The sequence below is a fragment of the Flintibacter sp. HCN-6482 genome, assembly GCF_037892565.1.
GTDB lineage: Bacteria > Bacillota > Clostridia > Oscillospirales > Oscillospiraceae > Lawsonibacter > Lawsonibacter aceti.
In genome coordinates this window covers 36,751-57,218 of record NZ_JBBKBK010000005.1, presented here as the reverse complement: position 1 = coordinate 57,218, position 20,468 = coordinate 36,751, and the positions used below count along the sequence as shown (strand labels likewise).

The window sequence follows — 20,468 nt, the reverse complement described above, 5'->3', positions numbered from 1 at the left end:
GCGCCCCCTCCTGGGGGGCGCTGCTTTTTCAGTCTTTCGGGGTGGGCAGCAGCTTTTTTCGCCGGGTAAGGAAAATGGTCAGCGTGGTGGCAGAGGCCAGAATATCAGCCACCGGCTCGGCGATATAGACCCCCATTACGCTGTTGGTGATTCGGGGCAGAAGGATGGCAAGAGGCACCAAAAGGATCACCTTTCTCAACAGGGCAAGAAACAGGCTGGTCTTGGCCTGGCCCAGCGCCATGAAGGTAGTCTGACAGGCCATTTGGGCCCCAAAGGCCCAGATCCCGGCGAAGAAAACCGGCATGACCCTGTCCACCAGAGCGACCAGTTCCTGGTCGTCGTTGAAGATCTGGGCCAGTTGACCGGGGAACAGGGATACGATTATAAATGCGGTGATGGTGACGGTCATCGTCACGGTCAGCAGCCGTTTGAACACCTGGCGGACCCGCTGGAAGTTTTTTGCCCCGAAGTTATAGCTCATGATGGGCTGGGTCCCCTGGGTGATTCCCTGGACGGGCATGACCACCATCTGCATCACGCTCTGCATAATCGTAAGCGTTCCCACATAAAGATCTCCGCCAAAGGTCTGAAGACTAGAATTGAGAACGACAGTGACCAGGCTTTCTGTGGACTGCATGATAAAGGGGGCCACGCCCAGCGCCGCAATCCTGGATACAATCTCCTTTTTCAAAGCCATATTGGCCAGCCGGATCCGAAGCCCGGACCGCTTAGTACACAAAAAGCCGACAACCCAGCAGGCACTGACAGCCTGGGAGAGAATTGTGGCCAGGGCCGCGCCGCGCACCCCCATTTGGAACCCAAAAATAAAAATCGGGTCCAGGACGATATTTAGCACAGCGCCGATCAGGACGGAGAGCATAGAGGTGAGGGCTTTCCCCTGGGCACTGATAAAGGTGTTCAGACCAAGGGCAAGCTGGACGAACACTGTGCCCAATAGATAGATGGATAAGTATTCCAGCGCGTAGCCCACTGTGTCCTCCGAGGCGCCAAAGGCCATCAGGAGAGGCCGCTTAAACAGGGAGAAAAATACCGTCAGCACCGCGGCGGTGCCCAGCAGAAGGGTGGTAGAATTTCCAAGGATCTGTTCAGCCCCCTTCCGGTCGCCGGCCCCCAGCCGAATGGAGGCCAGTGGAGCCCCGCCCATGCCGGAAAAGGCGGCGAAGGCGGACACCAGCATCAGAATGGGGAAAGAAACCCCAAGACCGGTCAAAGCGGTTTTACCCACCACAGGGATATGGCCGATATAGATTCGGTCCACGATGTTATACAGCATATTGATGAGCTGGGCGGCGACTGCCGGGACTGCCAGCCGAAGCATCAATCCACCGATAGGGGCAGCGGCCAGAGCTTCCTCGCCCCTGTAATTACTAGACACGGGGACACTTCCTTTCTTGTTTCAAAGCACACATGATAAAGTTAAGAAAGCCGTAATAATTAGTATATCATGCCAGCCAAAAAAAGAAAAGAAACTTTCTGTGAACTTCGGCTCGGGACGCCATAGGAAATCAGATCGTCTCACTTAATTTGGATAATTTCCGCATACTATTTTGGTTTCTCTCTCTTTTTTTTCTGCCGCCTGGGGTGTAAAATGGGGGAGAATTTGAATATCCGGCTAATAAGTAGCCGGACGGGCAGAAAAAGGAGGCCGTTTTATGAAAACCAAAAAGACCTTCAAGCCAGATGAGCTGCGCTATCTTCGGCTCCTGGCCAGACAGTATCCCACGGTGCAGGCAGCCAGCACCGAGATCATCAATCTTCAGGCTATTTTGAACCTTCCCAAAGGGACAGAGCACTTTATTTCTGATATCCACGGGGAGTATGAGGCGTTCAACCATATCCTCAATTCCTGCTCCGGTGTGGTGAAGGAAAAGCTGGATGAGCTGTTTGGCACCAGCCTGCCCCGGTCTGAGCGGGATGAGCTGTCCACCTTGATCTACTACCCGGAGGAGAAGCTGGCCCTCATCGCCAAGCAGACCTCTGATCTGAATGAGTGGTACCGCATCACCCTACATCGTCTCATCGAGGTATGCCGCTGGGTATCCTCCAAATATACCCGGTCCAAGGTCCGGAAAGCTCTGCCCAAGGACTACGCCTATATCATCGATGAACTGCTCCATACCCATTATGACGAGGCGGACAAACGGGACTACTATGAAAATATCATCAACACCATCATCGACATCGACCAGGCCCCCAGCTTTATTGAGGCCGTGTGCGAGGTCATTAAGCGGATGGCGGTGGATCATCTCCATATTGTGGGCGATATCTTCGACCGGGGGCCACGGGCAGACGTGGTAATGGACGCCCTGTTGAACTACCACAGCGTGGACATCCAGTGGGGCAACCATGATATCCTTTGGATGGGGGCCGCCTCTGGCTCCCGGACTCTGGTGGCTACCGTGTTGGCTAACTCCATCCACTATAATAACTTGGATGTCATCGAAACTGGGTACGGCATCTCCCTGCGCCCCCTGTCCATCTTCGCTAACGAGGTATACAAGGACTGCGACACCCACCGCTTCGCTGTCAAGCTTACCGGCCCAGACGCCGACCAGTACAGCGAGAAGGACAAGTTGCTGTCCGCCCGGATGCACAAGGCCATCACCATTATCCTCTTCAAGTTGGAGGGACAGAAACTGGTCCGCTGTCCGGAATTTAATATGTCCGACCGTTTGCTGCTGGACAAAATCGACTATGACACCAAGTCTATTACCATTTCTGGCGTGACCTATCCTTTAGAGGACTGTGACTTTCCTACTGTGGACCCAGCCGATCCCTATGCCCTGACACCAGAGGAGAGCCAGGTCATTGACCAGCTCACCGCCTCCTTCCAACGCAGCGAGAAGCTGCAGCAGCACATCCGCTTCCTCTACTCCAAGGGCGGGCTGTACAAGGTGTTCAATGGCAATCTCCTGTTTCACGGCTGCATCCCCATGGCCGAGGATGGCTCCTTCCTGAAATTCACCATCGGCGGAAAAGAGCGCTCTGGCAGGGAGTTTTTGGACTACGCCGAGAAGACCGCCCGCAAGGCTTATTATGACAAGCCCGGTTCCCCGGAGCGGCAGTTCGGCATGGACTTCCTGTGGTGGCTCTGGGCGGGCCGGAACAGCCCCATCTTCGGCCGGGACCGAATGACCACCTTTGAGCGGCGGCTCATCAAGGATGAGGGCGCCTGGACCGAGCCCAAAAACTGCTACTACACCCTTTATAACGACCCGGAGGTGTGCGAGCGCATCCTGAAGGAGTTTGGCCTGGAGGGTCCCCATTGCCATATCATCAACGGCCATATCCCCGTCAAGGCCAAGAAGGGCGAGAGCCCCATCAAGGGCGGCGGCAGGCTCATCGTCATCGACGGCGGGTTCTGCAAGGCCTATCAGCCCACCAGCGGCATCGCTGGCTATACGCTGATCTACAATTCCCGGAATATCCGCATCGTGTCCCACCAGCCCTTTGAGGGCCGGCTGGAGGCCATTCGCTATAATCACGATATTGCCAACAACTCCCTCATTTTTGAGAGGATGGACGCCCGGGTTAAAATTGCCGAAACGGACATCGGTAAAAAGCTCCAGGCCCAGGCCAATGACCTTCGTCGGCTGCTGGAGGCCTACCGTGCCGGTGCGGTCACCGAGGACCACAAGGATTGACCCCTCTGTTTGAACTGGGACTGTCACGCTGTGACAGCCCCAGTTTTCTATTTTTTCACAAAGATGTAATAATACAGGTGGTCCACCGCCCCGGTGCCCTCAACCACGGACATCTCCTCATACCCCTCCTGAACCGCCTGGGACACCATGGCCTGGCCCTGCTCCATCCCATCCTGGGACAGGACAGGCTTCCGCCCTGTTTCCTCCTCCCCCACTCCTTCCCCTACCGGCGTCCAGCCTTGACAAGCGTGGCCCCATAGCATACAATATTTTCAGCCATGCACATCTAGGCGCAGACACGGCTGGATGTGCATTCCCCCAAAATAGAGGGGCGGCGGGTCCTCCTAATTGGGCCGCGCCGGTATAGGGCCTGAATGGTCTTTTCTCTGCTCTTGATCCCGCGCCTCTTTGGTTGTAGCGCGGTATTTTTATGGCGCTCCCATCAATGCCCCAATAGGGCGGAAAGGAAGTCCCCCATGGGAAAATTTGACGGTCTGCTGCTGGTCAGTGATTTCGACGATACGCTCTATGACTCCCACCACCGGGTGCCGGAACGGAACCTGAAGGCCCTGGACTACTTCCGCAGACAGGGTGGCCGCTTCACCGTGGCCACTGGAAGAGCCCACAGGACCTTCTCCCCCCACGTCCATCTGGTCCCGATCGACGTCCCCGTGGTGCTGTCCAACGGCTCCGCCCTGTACGACTTTCACCAGGGCCGGATGCTAGTCCAGACGCTCCTGTCCCCTACCGCCCCCCAGGATTTTGGGGCGCTGATGGATGCCTTTCCCTCCCTGGGCATCGAAACTTATCACGACGAGGATATCTTTGTCTACAACCCCAATCCCATCACAGACGCCCATATGAAAAAGGTAGGCACAGACTATGAGGTCAGACCCGTCAGCCAGATGCCCGTCCCCTGGACCAAGGCCATCCTCCAGCAGGATCACCCACTTCTTCTTGAGGTCCAGCGGTGGCTGTTGGAGCGGTACGGCCACCTGTACGAGGCCATCTTCTCCAATCCCTACTACCTGGAGATTACCAAAAAGGGAAGCACCAAGGGCGGTATGGTGGACCATCTAGTGTCTCTGCTGGGCATCGACCCCGGAAAGGTGTATTGTGTGGGGGACAACCAGAACGACATTCCTATGCTGGCCCGGTCGGCCATCCCCTTCGCCCCCGCCAACTGTGCCCAAGAGGTCCGGGACTGGGGTGCGCGGGTCCTGTGCCACTGTGATGACGGGGTCATCGGCGATATCGTGGAGATACTGGACAAGCTCTATTAAAGATAAAAAGCGCGCGGAGCTAGGCCCCGCGCGCTTTTTCCTAATGTTCCTTCTGTAACAATAAGCCGGCCAGTTTCTCCCCTTCCGTCCGTGTCATGGGGTCCAGCGGGCGGAACGCTCCGCCCCGAAGCTCCATCAGATCAAGGGAAAGGGCCTGCATAACTCCTTCCTGGGCCCACAGGGCAATCTGATCTCCATCCGCAGGCTCAGTAAACTCCCCCTGTCCGGCCCGGCCGGACAGCTGGGCAGCCTTGACCGCCATTACAGCCGCCTCCTGACGGGTGATGGGTCGGGCGGCCTGGAATCCGCCCTCCCCAGTGCCAGCGGCCACACCGCTCTCAACGGCCCAGTAAATCGCTGGAAGATACCACTCGATGCCGAGAACATCCGCAATCTCCACGCTCTGTGCGTCCGGACTTCCAGCTGCCTGCCACAGCAGAGCCACGAACCGTCCGCGAGTCAGTGGAGCACCAGGGTATTCCTTTTGCTCCAGCCGCTGGGGATTGGCCAGCAGCCACTCCACCGCGGTGTCGCGGCCCTCCAGCGTGTCCTCCATGGTCTGGGGTACCAGTACATCGGGTTCCAGCGATTCCACGCCCCGCCCGGCGTCAGCGTCTAGCAGTGTCCCCAGATCAATATACTTCCGGGAGCAGCCCACCTGTAGCCCGGAGTTGGGCAGGCGGAAGGAGCCCACTGACCCAAAGTGGTCCACGCTGCCGCTGGTCAGGTCGCCCACCAGCGCCGCTCCCATCTCCTGAAGCTCTACGGCATTGATGATAGCGGACGAAAAAGTGGTCTCCCCGATCAGACCTACCACCTCGGTTCCCCTGTCCATCTCCTGGCGGAGCACCTCCAGGAGAGGCCAGATGACCCCGTCGGAGCCGCCTCCATTATTGCGTAAATCGAGGAGGATGCGGCGATAATCCCCAGCCTCCAGTTCGGCCTGCACCTGACCGGAAAATCGCTCCATAGGTAGGTCCGGGTCCTCCATGCAGCTGTTATATTGGATATAATAGGCGCTGTCATTCAGTGGAAAGGCCAGATAATTCTGGTCCCGGCCAGCCGTCGCGGGCTGGGGCAAAGAAGCGCCCATCTGGACAAGATCTGTCCGGCCCAGCTCCTCCGCGGCCACAGGAGCGATCTCCAGGCTCTCCCCGCCGGTGAGCGTCAAGATCAAAGGCTTCCCCTTCTCCACCAGGCCCAAATATTCGTAGAAGTCCGCCACATTACAGGTCTGCCGGTACTGCCGCCGCAGTTTTACCTGGTTGTCCGCGCTGAGGACCACCCCAAAGGCCTCCACGACCCGCTCCATAGTCCTGCCGTTAACCGCGGTGACCTGCCGCCCCAGCATATCCTTCCCTGCAGCGGGGGCTGTAGTCAGATACCACTTCCCATCCCTCCAAGTGAGGGCTATGGGATAATAGCGCATGGTCTGGGCCAGGCTGCCCAGAGCTATCGTAGTGTGGGAATCTCCCACCATAGCAACCAGGCTTTGCAGATCCAGCGCAAAGGTCTGGTCGCTGGCCGAAGCCAGCGACTTCTCTATCTCCCCCCTCCGAGCCAGGAACTCCTCTTCCGGCGTGTTGGCAAACAGGTCCGGATGGCCCCGTTTCAGTGTGTCATACAGGAAATCCAGGTCCTCCTGTCGCTGCTGGGCCACAGTGTCCTCCACCGGAGCGGCACAGACTGGGACTGTCAGGCACAAGGCCAGTGTCCCAGCTAAAATTCCTCTCCACAGGCGCATCACATCTCCTCCTAATCTCAATCAAGTTTTATGGTAGGTCTATCATAGCAGAACCGCTCCGCCTGTTCCATTGAAATAAAATTAAATTTAGGGGCGCCGCCCATTCTGGCATTTCAAGCCCCTGTATGATATAATAGAATAAATGCCAGCTCCGCCTTCCAGCGTGGCTGAGATCAGGGAGGAACACCATGTCCTGCAAAGAGGAATTTATCGACATTTTCAAGTCCACCATCACCCGGGAGGGGGCCGACAAGCTGCTGGATTTTCTGGAAAATAAAAGCGACTTCTTCACGGCGCCCGCCTCCGCCCGGTATCACGGGGCCTATGAAGGCGGTCTGTGTGAGCACAGCCTGAACGTATATCACTGTCTGGCGGACTATCTCCAGCGTGAGCGGGTCCAGGAGCTCTATGGCCTGGAGTACGGCGAGGAGTCGGTGGCTATTGTGGCCCTGCTCCACGACCTGTGCAAAGTGGGGTGCTATAAAAAGGGGTTCCGCAACGTGAAGAACGACGCCACCGGTCAATGGGAGAAAGTGCCCTCTTACACCTTTGACGACCCCCTGCCCTATGGTCACGGGGAGAAGAGCGTATACATCGCCAACGGCTACATCCGTCTGACCAGGGAGGAGGCTATGGCCATCCGCTGGCACATGGGCTTTTCCGGGCCCGAGGATAACCGCACCGTGGGCCAGGCCTTGCAGAAGTATCCCCTGGCGTTTGCCTTGGCTGTGGCCGACATGGAGGCCTCCTACTTTCTGGAGGGGGAGGACTGACACAAATAGGAACCCCCCCGGCATAGCCGGAGGTTCTTCATATGCGGGCAAAGCCCTATGTTACTAGCAGCGCCTGCTGGCGCTTTGTACGGTCTGTCAGCTGCGAGGGGCTTGTTACTTGCTACCCTTAAAAGGGTCTACAAATTCTTTCATTGTAATTTAATCCTGTATTTTATCTTCGTCCAGCTGGTGTTTGATATACTTTGCTATCGCTTTTGCGTTTTTTCCGGCCGTGTCCACATAATATCCTCTGCACTAGAATTGTCGATTCCCATATTTGTACTTCAGATTTGCATGCCTTTCATAAATTATCAGAGTACTTTTTCCCTTAGGAATCCCACAAATCCAGACACACTAATTTTTGGCGGTATGCTTACCAACATATGGATGTAATCTGGGCATACTTCCGCTTCTATAATCTCAACTTGTTTCCACTCGCATAACCTTCTCAATATTTCCCCGATTTCTTGCTTCTTTTCCTGATAAAATAGCTTCCTACGATACTTGGGGGCAAACGCTATGTGATATTTACAGTTCCATCTTGTAGGTGATAAACTACTGCTGTCATTCATTTTGGATGACCTCCCTTTGCTTCTTTGGCGCAGTTGCCAGACCGCACTTCAAATATAGCAAAGGGAGTTTTTATTGCATGCTCTCCGCTAAAGCTTTTACGGAACTCCCCGGCATAGCCGGGGGTTTTCGGAATACAAAAAGGTCCGGAAATTTTGAATTTCCGAACCTTCGATATATTTTTCTTTGCTTTAACGTTTGCTGAACTGAGGCGCGCGACGGGCGGCTTTGAGGCCGTACTTCTTGCGCTCCTTCATTCTGGGGTCGCGGGTCAGGAACCCGGCGGCCTTCAGAGCAGGGCGGTACTCCTCGTTGACCAGCAGCAGAGCGCGGGCAATACCGTGACGGATAGCGCCGGCCTGGCCGGTGACGCCGCCGCCGGTAACGGTGGCCACGATGTCCACCTTACCCACAGTCTCCGTGGTGACCAGGGGCTGACGGACAATGAGCTTCAGGGTCTCCAGACCAAAGTAGTCGTCGATGTCACGGCCATTGATGGTGATGGCTCCGGTGCCGTTCTCGAACAGGTGCACGCGGGCCACGGAGGACTTCCGGCGGCCGGTGCCGTAGAAATAAGGCTTCTTGCTCTTATACATGATCTAAATCCTCCTCTTACTCAGCGTCCCAGACCTGGGGCTTCTGGGCAGCGTGCTCATGCTCGCCGCCGCGGTAAATGTGCAGGCGAGTCAGGGAGTCCTTGGCGATGATGTTCTTGGGCAGCATCCCGCGGATGGCCAGCTTCATGGCCAGCTCGGGCTTAGTCTGCATCAGGGTGCGGTACTTGACTTCCTTCAGGCCGCCCACCCAGCCGGAGTGGGAGCGGTAATACTTCTGGTCCAGCTTCTTGCCGGTCAGAACAGCCTTCTCAGCATTGATGACGATAACGAAATCGCCGCAGTCGGCGTTGGGGGTAAACTCGGGCTTGCGCTTACCGCGCAGCAGATCAGCGGCCAGAGCGGCTGTCTTGCCCAGAGGCTTGCCAGCAGCGTCCAGGACGTACCAGCTACGCACGATGTTCCCCTTGTTTGCCATAAAAGTGGACATAGGTGAAACCTCCATTTTCCTCTACTTATCTCAACCATTTTGGTCAATGATAAAAACATTTTGCCCAACTCTGTACAAGCGGAGCGTTTTGTATTATAGTACGGGAGTAAGCGGGTGTCAACTGATATTTCATGTTTTTTTAGCAAAAGATTAGATATCTTTTATTTTCTCTTATATTCTTCCGATATCTCTTGATATCTCATTTTTAATTTTTGTTTTTATTCAGTCAAAACTTCAGTTTTTGTAACAGTTTTACTCAAATGGAGGAGATCCCCCATGAACAAGATTCTATCCCTGACTCGCCGGTGTGTAGAGGACTATCATATGATACAGCCCGGCGACCGGGTAGCCGTCGGTGTATCCGGCGGAAAGGACTCCTTGGTCCTGTTGATGGCGCTGGCCAAGCTGCGTGAGTTTTACCCTATCCCCTTCACGGTAGAGGCTTTTACCTTGGATATGGGTCATTCCGATGGGAGGGACGGGATGGACTTCTCCCCCATCACCCGTCTGTGCGGGGAACTAGGTGTTCCCTACACCATACTGAGCAGTGAGATCCAGCACATCATTTTCGATATCCGCCGGGAGAAGAACCCTTGCTCCATGTGCGCGAAAATGCGCCGTGGGGCTCTTCACCAGGCCATTCTGGACCGGGGCATCACCAAAATAGCCCTGGGCCACCACTATGATGACGCCATTGAGACCTTTTTCATGTCTTTGATCTTTGAGGGGCGGCTGTCATGTTTTCAGCCTGTCACCTTCTTAGATCGGACCGGCATCACCCAGATTCGCCCTCTCCTCTATTGTGGCGAAAATCTGATTCAGCACACGGCTCAGAGGCTGGGATTGCCCGTAGTCAAAAATCCCTGTCCAGCCAATGGGAACACCAAACGGCAGGAGATCAAGGAGCTCATCTACGAACTTCAGGGACGCTACCCTGGGCTGAAAGCCCGCGCCTTCGGCGCCATGCAGCGCCTTCCCTTGCCGGAGTGGGGACCAGTGGAGCACCGGAGGCGGCCTTTGCCGGAGGAGCTTGGCGAATAACAGGACGGTGTGCTACTACTAGATACAATATACTCAGTTATACCAGAGGTACCGTCGGGAGACATAAAAACGGCCGCCTGTGCAGAAATGCACAGGCGGCTTTCTGATTTCTCTCTATTCTTTCGCCAGCAAGTGTTCCAAGCTCTGGCGCACCTTTTCTAGGTCCCGGTCGCAGAGCAGCGGCAAGACAGATACCAGCGCCTCTCCCTCCAGTTCCCACCACCGGAACCGGAGGAGTAATTCAGTCAAACTCTCGTCAAAGCGCCGCTTCAGAAAGCGGGCCGGGTCCGGGACGGTGCTCCAGAAAGCAGCCCTCCTCATGGGACCAAATGACCCCTACGGCCTGGAGGTAGGCGTAGATGATGACTGTCCCCACAAAAGTCATTCCCCGTTTTTTCAGATCCTTGGATACCCGGTCGGACAGCGGGGAGCTGGCCTTCCCCTGCTCACAGACCACCTGGCCCTCCGTCCAGTGCCACAGATAGCGGTCGAAGCTGCCCCATTCCCTCTGGATCTCTCGGAACACCCGGGCGTTCTGGACGGCGGCAGCGATCTTCCTCCCGTTGCGGATGATGCCTGGGTCACTTTTCAAGCGGGCCTGCTCCTCCGGTCCATAGGAGCACACTTTCTCCAGGTTGAAGCCGTCAAAGGCCCTGGAAAAAGCCTCCCACTTATTGAGGACACACTCCCAGGACAGTCCAGCCTGAAAATTCTCCAAGATCAGCATTTCAAAGAGCTTTTGGTCGTCGTGGACGGGGACCCCCCACTCCTTATCGTGGTATTGGAGGTACCGGGGGTTGTTGGGGTTAGCCCACGGGCACCTTGTCTTTCTATCTGGCCAGTCCATGCTCCCCCTCCTCACAGCGCCGTTCCCCGTGTAGGGGTGCTGAGTGTTGTCACATCAATCCCCTCCAAAGAGAGGAGATACCTTTTCTTTTCCAATCCTCCGGCATAGCCGGTCAAGCTGCTGTCGCTCCCCACCACCCGGTGGCAGGGAATGATGATGGAGATGGGATTATGCCCCACCGCGCCGCCCACTGCCTGGGCCGACATGGAGGCTCTGCCCAGGCGAGCCGCCATCTCTTTCGCCAGGTGACCATAGGTCGTCAGCTCTCCATATGGAATCTGGCACAGCAGCTCCCACACCGCTTGGCGGAACTCTCCGCCCCGCGGCGCCAAGGGGAGCTCCGACGGGTCAGGCCTCTCCCTTGCAAAGTACCGCTCCAGCCATGTTCGGGTCATAGCAAAGACAGGCAGGTCATCCCTTTGGACCAGTTCCTCCCGGATGGCGCCGCCAAAATATTTCTGGCCCTCCATCCACAGGCCTGTCAGACTGGTCCCATCGCTGGCCAGCATAAGAGGGCCGACGGGTGAATCATAGCCGGTCCGGTAGTACATCGTTTTTCCTCCTCTACTCTATGTTTCAAACCGCCCAGGTACGCTCCCGCCTGAAATTGGCTTCTGGCGGTGGGGGAAGGGACAAGGCGGTTAGATTCTTTCATAGAACTATTATACCATATTTCTCTAAAAATCGCCCCGTTTTTTTATCCACTGGACCGGCCTTTTGGGCCACTCCACAGGGAAAATCCAAGCCTCCCCGTCGGATTTCTGCCTGTCACCCCTTGCATCCCCGGATTAAAACAGATATAATATTTGGGCTGATTCATAAAAATACCATTTGGAAAGAGGGATCGCCTTGAAATTGGGCATCGTGGGGCTTCCAAACGTTGGAAAGAGCACCCTGTTCAACGCCATCACCAACGCTGGCGCCGAGAGCGCCAACTACCCCTTCTGCACCATCGACCCCAACGTGGGCATGGTGGCTGTCCCTGACTACCGGCTGGATAAGCTGTCCGAGATGTACCACCCCAAGAAGACCACACCAGCGGTCATCGAATTTGTGGACATCGCCGGTCTGGTGAAGGGAGCCAGCAAGGGAGAGGGCCTGGGCAACAAATTCCTGGGCAACATCCGCATGACCGACGCCATTGTCCATGTAGTCCGGTGCTTTGATGACGACAACGTCATCCATGTGGAGGGATCCACTGATCCCGTCCGGGACATGGACACCATCGACCTGGAACTGGTAATGGCTGATTTGGAGATGGTAGAGCGGCGCATTGACAAGGCCAAAAAGATGGCCAAGGGGGACAAGAAGTTCCTTCAGGAGGCGGCCGACTTTGAGGGCCTGCGGGACTGGCTCAACGACGGCAAATCCGCCCGCTCCTATGAAGCGGTGGATATCGCCGCCGAATATCCCGACTGTGAGTTGCTGTCCTTAAAGCCCGTCATCTACGCCGCCAATTTGGACGAGGAGGGATTCTCAGATCCTCACTCCGTCCCCTACTACCAGCAGGTGGAGGAGCGCGCCGCCGCTCAGGGGGCCCAGGTCATCCCCGTGTGCGCTAAGCTGGAGGCGGAGATCGCCCAGCTGGACGGCGAGGAGAAGAAGATGTTTCTGGACGACCTGGGGGTAGCCGAGTCCGGCCTGGACCGGCTGGTGAAGGCCAGCTACACCCTGCTGGGCCTGATTTCCTACTTGACCTCCGGCGAGGACGAGTGCCGGGCCTGGACCATCGTGAAGGGGACCAAGGCCCCCCAGGCCGCTGGCAAGATACACTCCGATTTTGAACGGGGTTTCATCCGGGCTGAAGTGGTCTCTTACGAGGACCTGATGGCCTGTGGCACCATGGCCGCCGCCAGGGAGAAGGGCCTGATCCGCTCTGAGGGCAAGGAGTATGTCGTCCAGGACGGCGATATCATCCTCTTCCGATTTAATGTATAGGACCTGTCCGCCTAGCCAGGAGCACCCCGCGCCCCACCGACACGCCGCGTTGAAGGCGGGGGCCGCCGTCCTGTCTGGGCTCTATATCTGAATATTGATCGCTGAGAGGTAGCTGCTACATGAATATTATGGTCGATCTGTTCGTCACCTTCGCCAAGGTGGGGGTATGCACCTTTGGCGGCGGCTATGCCATGCTTCCCATCCTTCAGCGGGAGGTGGTGGAGAAAAAGGGCTGGGCCACCGAGGAGGAGCTCACCGACTACTTCGCCGTGGGACAGTGCACCCCCGGTATTATCGCGGTAAATACCGCCACCTTCATCGGATACAAGTACAGGGGAATCCCTGGCGGTGTGCTGGCCACCCTGGGCCTGGTCTTTCCCTCCCTTGTCATCATCACCTTGATCGCCGCCTTCCTGTCCAACTTTGCGGATATCCCTGTGGTCCAGCACGCGTTGGCGGGCATCAACGCCGCTGTGGTGGCCCTGATTGCCGCCAGTGTGGTCAAGCTGGGCAAGTCCAACTTGAAGGACGCCCTGTCTGTATGTATTTTCCTGGCTGTCCTGCTGCTGGCCTTCTTTGTGGACCTGTCCCCCGTCATTCTTATTGTGTGCTCCGGCGTGGTTGGCTATGTGGCCCGTATGATAGCCGGTATGAAGAAGGGAGGGGCTGACCAATGATCTTACTGCGCCTGTTTTTTGAATTTGCCAAGGTGGGCCTCTTTGCCGTGGGCGGTGGACTGGCCACCATCCCCTTCCTCCAGGACATGGGGACCCGCACTGGCTGGTTCACCGACGTGGAGCTGACCACCATGATCGCCGTGTCCGAGTCCACCCCCGGTCCCATGGGTGTCAACATGGCCACCTATGTGGGCTTTGAGATCTTCGGTCTACCCGGCGCTGTGGTTGCCACTCTGGGGCTCATCTTCCCCTCCATCGTAGTTATCATCATCATCGCCGGCTTCCTCCAGAAATTCCGCCAGTCCAAGGCGGTGGACGCCGTCTTTTACGGCCTGCGCCCCGCCTCTACCGGGCTGATTGCCTCCGCTGGGTTGAGCGTGGCTGTTTCGGTATTCCTGCTGGTGGGCGGCACTGCGGAGCACACCTTTGCCCTCCACTGGCCCTCTATCGCCCTGGCCGTAGCTATCTTCCTGTGTATGCAGACCAAGAAGCTGAAGAAGCTCCATCCCATTGTCTTTATCGCCGCTGCCGCCGTAATCGGCGCTATATTCCAGTTTTAAAGCGGACAGCGCCCGCCCCACGGAGGGGCAGGCGCTCTCTTTTCACGTTCCACTACCATCTAAATTACGAGGGACCGATATGTACATAGATAAAAACCGCTATACCACCCGCCCCACTGACGACCGCATCCCCCAGGAATTTGCCATCTATGACCGGCTGGAGGAGCTGTCCATTCCCTTTGTCCGGGTTGACCATGACCACGCCGACACCATTGAGTTCTGCCAGGAGGTAGAGGCGGTCCTGGGCTCTAAGATCTGCAAAAATCTGTTTCTCTGCAACCGCCAGCAGACGGAGTTCTATCTGTTGATGATGCCGGGCGACAAGCCCTTTAAAACCAAATTCCTGTCCGCCCAACTGGGGTGCGCCCGGTTGTCCTTCGCCGATGACGGCCATATGCGAGACTTCCTTCAGACCGTTCCCGGCTCCGTATCCGCTCTGGAGCTGCTCTTTGACGCCCAACATCAGGTCCAGTTGGTCATTGACCGGGATCTGCTGGCCGACGAATTCATCAGTGGCCACCCTGGCCGCTCCACCTCTACCCTCCAGTTGAAGCGGGAGGATCTGCTGAGATTTGTGGAGTCCACCGGCCACAGCCCCATCTATGTGGATCTGCCCGACCCCCGTATGGAGGATCAGGCATGAAAAAGCCTCCGGCCCCTTGCTAACGGGCCGGAGGCTTTTGTTTTCCTGTTATGCCCGGCGGATGATGCCCATGGGCGTACATTCCTCTCCCTGGCCCAGGGGGTTATCCCCCAGGATCTTGGCGATCTGGTCCATAGAGGGCTGTTTTTCCGAGAAGCCTAAAATATTGGCCCCCAGGTCGTTGATGTCCACGATGGCCACCGGGTGTCCAAGGGCCTTCGCCAGACTCTTGGCCGTCCCCATGGGGTCGGCCGGAGTGAGGACCACATAGTGGTCATAGGGCGGAATGGTGCCCTCCGTAGGGCCGTCGATGCCTCTGGCTTTCGGTCCGGCCACAATGTAGAACCACCCCTTCTTTCCCAGCAGCTTGCCGATGACCGAGCAGAAGGCGGCGAAGAGGATGCGCAAGGTACCGCACTCCTGAAGGGCCATCTCCATAGTCTCCGGAATCCCCAGGCCAATGCCCGCCGGGGTCTTAGTGACATAGCGGCTCAAGGTGACGGCCAGCTTACGGGGCTTAATATCCTCCATGGGGATGGCACGGCACTGGGTACAGGCCACTGCCTTCTCCGAAATGAAGAGAATATCTCCCTCCCTCATCAGGTCCTGGGGATATTTTTTCACCACGTCCGCCATATCGTCATCCTTTGTGATCAAGTGTGTCTTGACCGGGATACGCATATAGTCCACCCCATCCACCGTACGGATCAGGTTTTTCCCCGGATTGGGGGTAAAGTTCATCTCTTCGCTCATTTGTGAAGCGCTCCTCTCAACGGGCAGCGTGATGCCCTAAACATTATCGCCCAGCAGCGGCTCCTATTATAACACCGGCGGCCTTCGAGAGCCACATTTTTTTCAATCCGCCTCCCGCCCCAGCAGGACGCTGCCCTCCACGGCGGTGAAAGTTACCTGCCTGATCTGATTGTGCAGGTTCTCCCCGCTTTGGAGTGCAACCTCTGTATACCGGGTGGTGTGGCCCCGCCACAGGCCGTCCCGCTCCTCCTCAAAGAGGACAGGCAGGGTCCGCCCCACAAACCGCTCCAGGTATTCCCGCTCCATCTGGGCGGCCACAGCCGCTCCCCGCCGAGCCCGCTCCTCCTTGATGGCCTTAGGCACCTGGCCCGCCATCTGGGCCGCCGGAGTGCCCGGCCGCCTGGAGTAAGGGAAAATGTGCATGGCGGAAAAGGCGCACCGCTGGATAAAGTCCATTGTCTGCCCAAATTCCGCCTCCGTCTCCCCCGGAAAGCCCACGATCATATCCGTAGTGATGGCCGAGTCCTCGAAGTGGTCCCGCAGCAGGGCCACGCTCTCATAAAACCGCTCTGTGTCATATTTCCGGTTCATCCGCTTCAGGGTGGCGTCGCAGCCGCTCTGCATGGACAGGTGGAAGTGGGGACACAGGTTGTCCAGCCGGGCCGCCCTGGTACAGAACTCTCTGGTGACAGTCCGGGGTTCCAGAGAGCCCAGCCGGACCCGGCAGCCGGGGGCCGCCTGACACACCCCTTCGACCAGGTCGATGAGAGCAGTGCCGTCCTTTCGCTCCTGTCCCCATGAGGAAATTTCGATGCCGGTGAGGACCAGTTCCTGGTAGCCCTCCGCCGCCAGTTGGGCGGCCTGTTCCTTCGCTTTTTCCAAAGGCAGGGACCGGATTGGGCCTCTGGCGTATGGGATGATACAGTAAGTACAGAAGTTGACGCAGCCGTCCTCCACCTTCAGCATGGCCCTGGTGCGGCCCTCCAGCCCGCCGGCGGGCAGGACCTCAAAGGCCCGCCTTTTCAGCGCGTCGTCCAGGGCGGTGATGGGCTGGCGCTCCCGCCAGGTCCGCTCCAGCAGGTCTACAAAGCCGGCCCGGTCCCCGGTGCCGGACACCAGGTCAATGGACAGCCCCTCCAGCTCCGCCGGATGCGTCTGGGGATAGCAGCCGCACACGGCAATGACGGCGTCCGGGGCGCGCTTTCTGGCCCGGCGGATCACCTGTCTGGACTTCTTGTCACTTACTGCGGTGACCGTGCAGGTGTTGATGATGTAGGTGTCTGCCTCTCCCTCAAAGGGCACCAGAAGATGGCCCCGGGCAGTCACGATCTGCTCCAGGGCCTGTGTCTCGTACTGGTTGACCTTGCATCCAAGGGTGTAAAAGGCGATTCTCATGCGCCGTGGTTGGGAATGATGGCCACCAGGACCAGATCCTCGGTGCCGTCATTCATCAGGCGGTGGCCATGGCCCTTGGGGCAGTAATGAAAGCTGCCGGGAGCCAGCGGCTCGTCCACTCCGTCACACAGTACCTTTCCGGTCCCGGACAGGATATAGAACGCCTCGCTGTCCACCTCATGGGTGTGCATCCCCAGGTGGCTGCCGGGGGTCAGGCGGATCTGCATGATCTTGTTATTTTCGTCCTGGAAGGTCCGGGTGTACATCTCCCCCTCCCCGCCTCGAGGCTTGGGGACCAGGTTCTCCTGCAGCTTTTCAAACTCTATGAGCATAATTTTTCCTCCTTATGTTGCGCTCTTTCCCTCTGTCTTTCAGGGGAGAGCAGTTCTTACGGCTTGATATCCTGGGGCAGCAGCTCCATCAGCTGCTCCCTGGTGGGGCCGTCCAGCTGGGCCACCCGGTCCGCCTGACGAGCCACCGCCTTCTCAAAGAGGTTGCGTACCTCTCTGGCGTTGCCAAAGTTCTCGTCCCGGTTCCGGTACAGCTCCTCCAGTTCCCTTCGAGCCAGCCCCTCCCCCTCTCCGGACAGGGCATAGCCGTTCTTACGGCACATGGACACGAAAATATCCATAAGCTGGGCGGCGTCGTAGTCCTCAAAGAAGAAATACTTGTTGAATCGGGACTCCAGTCCCGGATTGGCGTGGATGAATCGCTCCATCCGGTCCGTGTAACCGGCCACGATGACGATCAGGTCCTTTCGGTGGTCCTCCATGTTTTTCAGCAGCACCTCGATGGCCTCATGTCCGAAGTCGTTGGCGCTGTCCGTACCGGCCAGGGCGTAGGCCTCATCGATAAACAGCACGCCGCCCACCGCCTTCTGTACCGCCTCCTGGGTCTTCAGGGCCGTCTGGCCCACAAAGCCGGCCACCAGTCCGGACCGGTCCACCTCCACCATCTGCCCGGTAGACAGCACCCCTATCGCCTGGTATATCTTGGCCAGCAGCCGGGCTACCGTGGTCTTGCCAGTCCCCGGATTTCCCATGAATACCAGGTGGAGGGACATGGGCGGGACGGGCAGGCCCGCCTCCTCCCGAAGCCTGCGCACCTTCACCAGATTGATGAGGCTCTTCACATCGGACTTCACCTTGTCCAGGCCGCATAGCCCGTCCAGCTCGGCCAGCAGCTCCTCCAACTTGGGACGTTCAGCGGCAGGCCCTTCCTCTTTCTTTTCCGCGGGCTCCTCCCTCTGCGGCTGGGCAGGGGACGGAGGCGGGACAGGCCGCCGGGCGATGAAGTCGTCCGCCTTCAAGGGGGGACGGTCAGCACGCAGCCCCTCCTGGTCGCACAGGTGGAGGAGAGTGTCGTTACAGGAGTTGACAAACCCCGCCTCGCTCTCGCTCACCACATCGTCCACAGCGGCCAGCAGGAGTAGGACCAGGGTAAGCTGGTCAGCAAATCGCCGGGCCAGAGTGGTTCCCTTCATCCGGTCGTACCGGAGCAGGTCCTGGAAAAAGGCGGGGGGCTGAAACAGGTCAAAGCCGGCCACCCCTGTGGCCACCTCCCAGTACAGGGCGGAGGGCACCGGATTCCCGGCAGAATAGACCGCATTATAAAATTCCACATGTCGGGGAGTGATGGCGCTGGCGTTGTCCGCCTGCCACACCCCCAGGGCATATTGGCGCATATAGCCGTCCACCTGACGGCTGAACGTCAGGCGCAGAGCCGGGTCCGGAATCAATTTGCGGAAGGCGGTGACGATTTCGTTGTACTGCTTATGCACCTCGCCGGCGGTCATAGTCCCCTTCATCGCGCACCCCTCTCTTCCCGCGCCAGCGGCACGGGGGCTTTGTTCCTTTTATTATAAAAGAAAGGGGGGCGGCGGTCAAGGATACACGCCTCCCTTTCTCTCCTTCTCACGAAATTCCGACATAAGATTATGAACATTTTGTTATTTCGACATTTTTCGTTGACGACACTATAAAATCCTTGTACAATGGACTATATCCCCTTGTTGACGCAAGGATATCCTAGCTTGTGGAGGAACTCGATCATGGCAGAAAAACAGGCCCCCTCCCGCCGCGGCGGAGCCAGCACCCAGAATGCTCCCCGGCGCAACGATGTGATACGCTGTGACAAATGCGGCGAGTACTACGCAACTACTTATAAACGCTGTCCCTTCTGTGACGAGCGCCCTGGACGTGGCGGAGGCAGTGGACGGCGTGTGGCCAATACCCGAGGCGGCGGCTACGGAGGACCGGTGAATCCGGTCCAGGTGGTAGCTCTGGTCATCTCTCTGGTCTTGATCATCGCCGCGCTGTTTATCGTCTTTACCAAACTGCTCCCCCTGTTTACCCAGGACAAGGACGGTGGCTCCTCCTCGGCGGGTACCAGCCAGAGCACCTCCATCGGCGGCTCCACCTCTACAAGCTCCCCTGACGGCAGCTCCCCCAATTCCAGCCAGAGTGGCGGAGACCAGTCAGAGCAGCCGGATCCCCAGCCCGACCCCGAACCTGTGGCTGTGTCCAGCCTGACGCTGAATAAGTCCGACATCACCCTCCAGGCCAATGAAACATTTGAATTTGTGGTCAAGGTGGACCCCGCCGACGCCACAGTTGCCTGGTCCAGCAGCGATGAGTCGGCCCTGACCGTCACCCAGGACGGTATGATCACCAATGTGAATACCACCGGTGATCTGGTCAAGGTCACGGTCACCGCCACCGCCGGAGACAAGACCGCCCAGTGTACTGTTTACTGCAGGGGTTCTGGCACCTCCTCCAGCGGCAGCACCGGCGGCCAGAGTGGAAATACTGGCTCTACCGGTGGGAGCACTGGAACTACCGGCACCATCGCCCCTAACACGCCCGCCACCATTGTAAACGCTGAGAACGGTTTGAATATCCGCTCCGGCCCAGGCAAGGAGTACGACGTGGTGGCCAGTGCTTCCAACGGCGCCAAGATCACCGTCTTGGAGGAAACCAACGGCTGGTGCAAATTTGACTACGGCGGAGGCAAAATCGGCTACATATCCAAGGACTATGTCTCGGTAGGCTGATATTCATTGAAAGCTGGGGCCCGCTGGGCCCCAGTTTTCCTTGACATTCCAATTAGACAGTTGTAAAATATAGATAGACAAACGTCTAATAAGGAGGTGCCGATATGACCGACGCGCTGACCCGACTTCCCGACGCGGAGCTTGAGGTGATGCAGGCCCTGTGGGCCCTGGACACCTACCCTGCCCACACGGCGGACATCGCCGCCCGGCTGGAGCGGGACTGGAAGGCCCCCACCCTGCTCAAGCTGCTCTCCCGGTTGGAGGAACGGGGCTTCGTCCGAGGGGAGAAGGCCGGCAGAGCGAACCTGTATACCCCGCTGGTCGCCCAAAAGGACTATCTGAAGGCCGAGAGCCGCTCCTTTCTGGACCGGCTCCACGGCGGCTCGCTGCCCAGTCTGGTGGCCGCCCTGCTGCCCGACGCCAAGCTGACCCAGGAGGACGTGGCCGCGCTGGAGGCGCTGCTGGAAAAAGGAGATCGCTGAT

21 protein-coding genes and 1 pseudogene are annotated in these 20,468 nt (G+C 57.8%); 10 read left to right on the top strand and 12 right to left on the bottom strand.

What is annotated here, in order from left to right; translation table 11 throughout:
• Nucleotides 1–28: 28 nt before the first annotated feature.
• Entirely contained in the window at nucleotides 29–1,339 is a 1,311-nt protein-coding gene (locus tag WKS99_RS12865) for an MATE family efflux transporter (RefSeq protein WP_147573387.1), read from the bottom strand.
• 334 nt (nucleotides 1,340–1,673) lie between these two features.
• Between WKS99_RS12865 and WKS99_RS12860 the strand changes: the two genes are divergently transcribed.
• Nucleotides 1,674–3,665: a fructose-1,6-bisphosphatase gene (locus tag WKS99_RS12860; protein WP_147573346.1), complete on the top strand. Its 1,992-nt coding sequence runs from the start codon at nucleotides 1,674–1,676 to the stop codon at nucleotides 3,663–3,665.
• Between the two features lie 47 nt (nucleotides 3,666–3,712).
• Here WKS99_RS12860 and WKS99_RS12855 read toward each other — a convergent pair whose 3' ends face one another.
• Nucleotides 3,713–3,880, bottom strand: a complete 168-nt coding sequence (locus WKS99_RS12855; RefSeq protein WP_340406390.1) for a hypothetical protein — start codon at nucleotides 3,878–3,880, stop codon at nucleotides 3,713–3,715.
• A gap of 261 nt (nucleotides 3,881–4,141) precedes the next feature.
• Here WKS99_RS12855 and WKS99_RS12850 point away from each other — a divergent pair, with 261 nt between their 5' ends.
• Nucleotides 4,142–4,948 carry an HAD-IIB family hydrolase gene (locus tag WKS99_RS12850; protein WP_186853143.1) on the top strand — a complete coding sequence of 269 codons (807 nt, stop codon included), beginning with the start codon at nucleotides 4,142–4,144 and terminating at the stop codon, nucleotides 4,946–4,948.
• A 40-nt stretch (nucleotides 4,949–4,988) separates the two neighbouring features.
• Here the strand turns inward: WKS99_RS12850 and WKS99_RS12845 are convergent, their stop codons facing one another.
• On the bottom strand, nucleotides 4,989–6,692 hold the full coding sequence (locus WKS99_RS12845) for an S-layer homology domain-containing protein (RefSeq protein ID WP_340406388.1): 1,704 nt from the start codon (nucleotides 6,690–6,692) through the stop codon (nucleotides 4,989–4,991).
• A 188-nt stretch (nucleotides 6,693–6,880) separates the two neighbouring features.
• On the opposite strand from WKS99_RS12845, the gene WKS99_RS12840 reads away from it, so the two are divergent.
• Nucleotides 6,881–7,465 (top strand): hydrolase, encoded by a 585-nt coding sequence (locus tag WKS99_RS12840; protein WP_186853145.1) that lies wholly within the window; start codon nucleotides 6,881–6,883, stop codon nucleotides 7,463–7,465.
• 159 nt (nucleotides 7,466–7,624) lie between these two features.
• On the opposite strand, the pseudogene tnpA reads toward WKS99_RS12840, so the two are convergent.
• The 3 genes and pseudogenes from tnpA to rplM all read right to left on the bottom strand — a co-directional run bounded on the left by tnpA (nucleotide 7,625) and on the right by rplM (nucleotide 9,079).
• Nucleotides 7,625–8,037: pseudogene (gene tnpA / locus WKS99_RS12835) on the bottom strand (IS200/IS605 family transposase).
• A gap of 189 nt (nucleotides 8,038–8,226) precedes the next feature.
• Entirely contained in the window at nucleotides 8,227–8,631 is a 405-nt protein-coding gene (gene rpsI, locus WKS99_RS12830) for a 30S ribosomal protein S9 (RefSeq protein ID WP_147571081.1), read from the bottom strand.
• Nucleotides 8,632–8,647: 16 nt separating this feature from the next.
• Nucleotides 8,648–9,079 carry a 50S ribosomal protein L13 gene (gene rplM / locus WKS99_RS12825; RefSeq protein WP_147571082.1) on the bottom strand — a complete coding sequence of 144 codons (432 nt, stop codon included), beginning with the start codon at nucleotides 9,077–9,079 and terminating at the stop codon, nucleotides 8,648–8,650.
• Nucleotides 9,080–9,355: 276 nt separating this feature from the next.
• On the opposite strand from rplM, the gene WKS99_RS12820 reads away from it, so the two are divergent.
• The gene (locus WKS99_RS12820; protein WP_262669948.1) at nucleotides 9,356–10,120 is read left to right on the top strand and encodes a tRNA 2-thiocytidine biosynthesis TtcA family protein; all 765 of its coding nucleotides are present in this window, start codon (nucleotides 9,356–9,358) and stop codon (nucleotides 10,118–10,120) included.
• A 256-nt stretch (nucleotides 10,121–10,376) separates the two neighbouring features.
• On the opposite strand, the gene WKS99_RS12815 is transcribed toward WKS99_RS12820, so the two are convergent.
• Together WKS99_RS12815 and WKS99_RS12810 are read right to left on the bottom strand one after the other, a co-directional pair.
• Nucleotides 10,377–10,967 carry a DNA-3-methyladenine glycosylase I gene (locus tag WKS99_RS12815; RefSeq protein WP_186853147.1) on the bottom strand — a complete coding sequence of 197 codons (591 nt, stop codon included), beginning with the start codon at nucleotides 10,965–10,967 and terminating at the stop codon, nucleotides 10,377–10,379.
• An 11-nt stretch (nucleotides 10,968–10,978) separates the two neighbouring features.
• On the bottom strand, nucleotides 10,979–11,518 hold the full coding sequence (locus tag WKS99_RS12810) for a methylated-DNA--[protein]-cysteine S-methyltransferase (protein ID WP_240286671.1): 540 nt from the start codon (nucleotides 11,516–11,518) through the stop codon (nucleotides 10,979–10,981).
• Nucleotides 11,519–11,816: 298 nt separating this feature from the next.
• Between WKS99_RS12810 and ychF the strand changes: the two genes are divergently transcribed.
• The 4 genes from ychF (at nucleotide 11,817) to WKS99_RS12790 (ending at nucleotide 14,785) form a co-directional block, all read left to right on the top strand.
• Nucleotides 11,817–12,905 carry a redox-regulated ATPase YchF gene (ychF, locus tag WKS99_RS12805; protein ID WP_186853148.1) on the top strand — a complete coding sequence of 363 codons (1,089 nt, stop codon included), beginning with the start codon at nucleotides 11,817–11,819 and terminating at the stop codon, nucleotides 12,903–12,905.
• A 119-nt stretch (nucleotides 12,906–13,024) separates the two neighbouring features.
• Entirely contained in the window at nucleotides 13,025–13,582 is a 558-nt protein-coding gene (locus tag WKS99_RS12800; RefSeq protein ID WP_147571088.1) for a chromate transporter, read from the top strand.
• Entirely contained in the window at nucleotides 13,579–14,142 is a 564-nt protein-coding gene (locus WKS99_RS12795; RefSeq protein ID WP_240286666.1) for a chromate transporter, read from the top strand. Before WKS99_RS12800 ends, WKS99_RS12795 begins: the two co-directional genes overlap by 4 nt.
• A gap of 79 nt (nucleotides 14,143–14,221) precedes the next feature.
• Entirely contained in the window at nucleotides 14,222–14,785 is a 564-nt protein-coding gene (locus tag WKS99_RS12790) for a prolyl-tRNA synthetase associated domain-containing protein (protein ID WP_147571090.1), read from the top strand.
• Between the two features lie 48 nt (nucleotides 14,786–14,833).
• Here the strand turns inward: WKS99_RS12790 and WKS99_RS12785 are convergent, their stop codons facing one another.
• The 4 genes from WKS99_RS12785 to WKS99_RS12770 form a co-directional block, all read right to left on the bottom strand.
• Nucleotides 14,834–15,538: a coenzyme F420-0:L-glutamate ligase gene (locus tag WKS99_RS12785; protein WP_340406379.1), complete on the bottom strand. Its 705-nt coding sequence runs from the start codon at nucleotides 15,536–15,538 to the stop codon at nucleotides 14,834–14,836.
• Between the two features lie 102 nt (nucleotides 15,539–15,640).
• The gene (mtaB, locus tag WKS99_RS12780) at nucleotides 15,641–16,933 is read right to left on the bottom strand and encodes a tRNA (N(6)-L-threonylcarbamoyladenosine(37)-C(2))-methylthiotransferase MtaB (protein WP_340406377.1); all 1,293 of its coding nucleotides are present in this window, start codon (nucleotides 16,931–16,933) and stop codon (nucleotides 15,641–15,643) included.
• On the bottom strand, nucleotides 16,930–17,265 hold the full coding sequence (locus tag WKS99_RS12775) for a cupin domain-containing protein (protein WP_147571093.1): 336 nt from the start codon (nucleotides 17,263–17,265) through the stop codon (nucleotides 16,930–16,932). Before WKS99_RS12775 ends, mtaB begins: the two co-directional genes overlap by 4 nt.
• A gap of 56 nt (nucleotides 17,266–17,321) precedes the next feature.
• Nucleotides 17,322–18,740, bottom strand: coding sequence for an AAA family ATPase (locus WKS99_RS12770; RefSeq protein WP_340406374.1), 1,419 nt, complete (start codon nucleotides 18,738–18,740; stop codon nucleotides 17,322–17,324).
• Nucleotides 18,741–18,983: 243 nt separating this feature from the next.
• Here WKS99_RS12770 and WKS99_RS12765 point away from each other — a divergent pair, with 243 nt between their 5' ends.
• Together WKS99_RS12765 and WKS99_RS12760 are read left to right on the top strand one after the other, a co-directional pair.
• Nucleotides 18,984–19,985, top strand: coding sequence for an SH3 domain-containing protein (locus WKS99_RS12765; protein ID WP_340406372.1), 1,002 nt, complete (start codon nucleotides 18,984–18,986; stop codon nucleotides 19,983–19,985).
• A gap of 104 nt (nucleotides 19,986–20,089) precedes the next feature.
• Nucleotides 20,090–20,467 (top strand): BlaI/MecI/CopY family transcriptional regulator, encoded by a 378-nt coding sequence (locus tag WKS99_RS12760; RefSeq protein ID WP_340406370.1) that lies wholly within the window; start codon nucleotides 20,090–20,092, stop codon nucleotides 20,465–20,467.
• The last annotated feature ends 1 nt before the right edge of the window (nucleotide 20,468 follow it).

What these genes read in the sequence shown, in the direction of transcription:
- WKS99_RS12865 (WP_147573387.1), bottom strand. Translation starts at nt 1,339, where the DNA reads ATGCTTCGGCTGGCAGTCCCGGCAGTCGCCGCCCAGCTCATCAATATG.
- WKS99_RS12860 (WP_147573346.1), top strand. Translation starts at nt 1,674, where the DNA reads ATGAAAACCAAAAAGACCTTCAAGCCAGATGAGCTGCGCTATCTTCGG.
- WKS99_RS12850 (WP_186853143.1), top strand. Translation starts at nt 4,142, where the DNA reads ATGGGAAAATTTGACGGTCTGCTGCTGGTCAGTGATTTCGACGATACG.
- WKS99_RS12845 (WP_340406388.1), bottom strand. Translation starts at nt 6,692, where the DNA reads ATGCGCCTGTGGAGAGGAATTTTAGCTGGGACACTGGCCTTGTGCCTG.
- WKS99_RS12840 (WP_186853145.1), top strand. Translation starts at nt 6,881, where the DNA reads ATGTCCTGCAAAGAGGAATTTATCGACATTTTCAAGTCCACCATCACC.
- rpsI (WP_147571081.1), bottom strand. Translation starts at nt 8,631, where the DNA reads ATGTATAAGAGCAAGAAGCCTTATTTCTACGGCACCGGCCGCCGGAAG.
- rplM (WP_147571082.1), bottom strand. Translation starts at nt 9,079, where the DNA reads ATGTCCACTTTTATGGCAAACAAGGGGAACATCGTGCGTAGCTGGTAC.
- WKS99_RS12820 (WP_262669948.1), top strand. Translation starts at nt 9,356, where the DNA reads ATGAACAAGATTCTATCCCTGACTCGCCGGTGTGTAGAGGACTATCAT.
- WKS99_RS12815 (WP_186853147.1), bottom strand. Translation starts at nt 10,967, where the DNA reads ATGGACTGGCCAGATAGAAAGACAAGGTGCCCGTGGGCTAACCCCAAC.
- WKS99_RS12810 (WP_240286671.1), bottom strand. Translation starts at nt 11,518, where the DNA reads ATGTACTACCGGACCGGCTATGATTCACCCGTCGGCCCTCTTATGCTG.
- WKS99_RS12800 (WP_147571088.1), top strand. Translation starts at nt 13,025, where the DNA reads ATGAATATTATGGTCGATCTGTTCGTCACCTTCGCCAAGGTGGGGGTA.
- WKS99_RS12795 (WP_240286666.1), top strand. Translation starts at nt 13,579, where the DNA reads ATGATCTTACTGCGCCTGTTTTTTGAATTTGCCAAGGTGGGCCTCTTT.
- WKS99_RS12790 (WP_147571090.1), top strand. Translation starts at nt 14,222, where the DNA reads ATGTACATAGATAAAAACCGCTATACCACCCGCCCCACTGACGACCGC.
- WKS99_RS12785 (WP_340406379.1), bottom strand. Translation starts at nt 15,538, where the DNA reads ATGAGCGAAGAGATGAACTTTACCCCCAATCCGGGGAAAAACCTGATC.
- mtaB (WP_340406377.1), bottom strand. Translation starts at nt 16,933, where the DNA reads ATGAGAATCGCCTTTTACACCCTTGGATGCAAGGTCAACCAGTACGAG.
- WKS99_RS12775 (WP_147571093.1), bottom strand. Translation starts at nt 17,265, where the DNA reads ATGCTCATAGAGTTTGAAAAGCTGCAGGAGAACCTGGTCCCCAAGCCT.
- WKS99_RS12770 (WP_340406374.1), bottom strand. Translation starts at nt 18,740, where the DNA reads ATGAAGGGGACTATGACCGCCGGCGAGGTGCATAAGCAGTACAACGAA.
- WKS99_RS12765 (WP_340406372.1), top strand. Translation starts at nt 18,984, where the DNA reads ATGGCAGAAAAACAGGCCCCCTCCCGCCGCGGCGGAGCCAGCACCCAG.
- WKS99_RS12760 (WP_340406370.1), top strand. Translation starts at nt 20,090, where the DNA reads ATGACCGACGCGCTGACCCGACTTCCCGACGCGGAGCTTGAGGTGATG.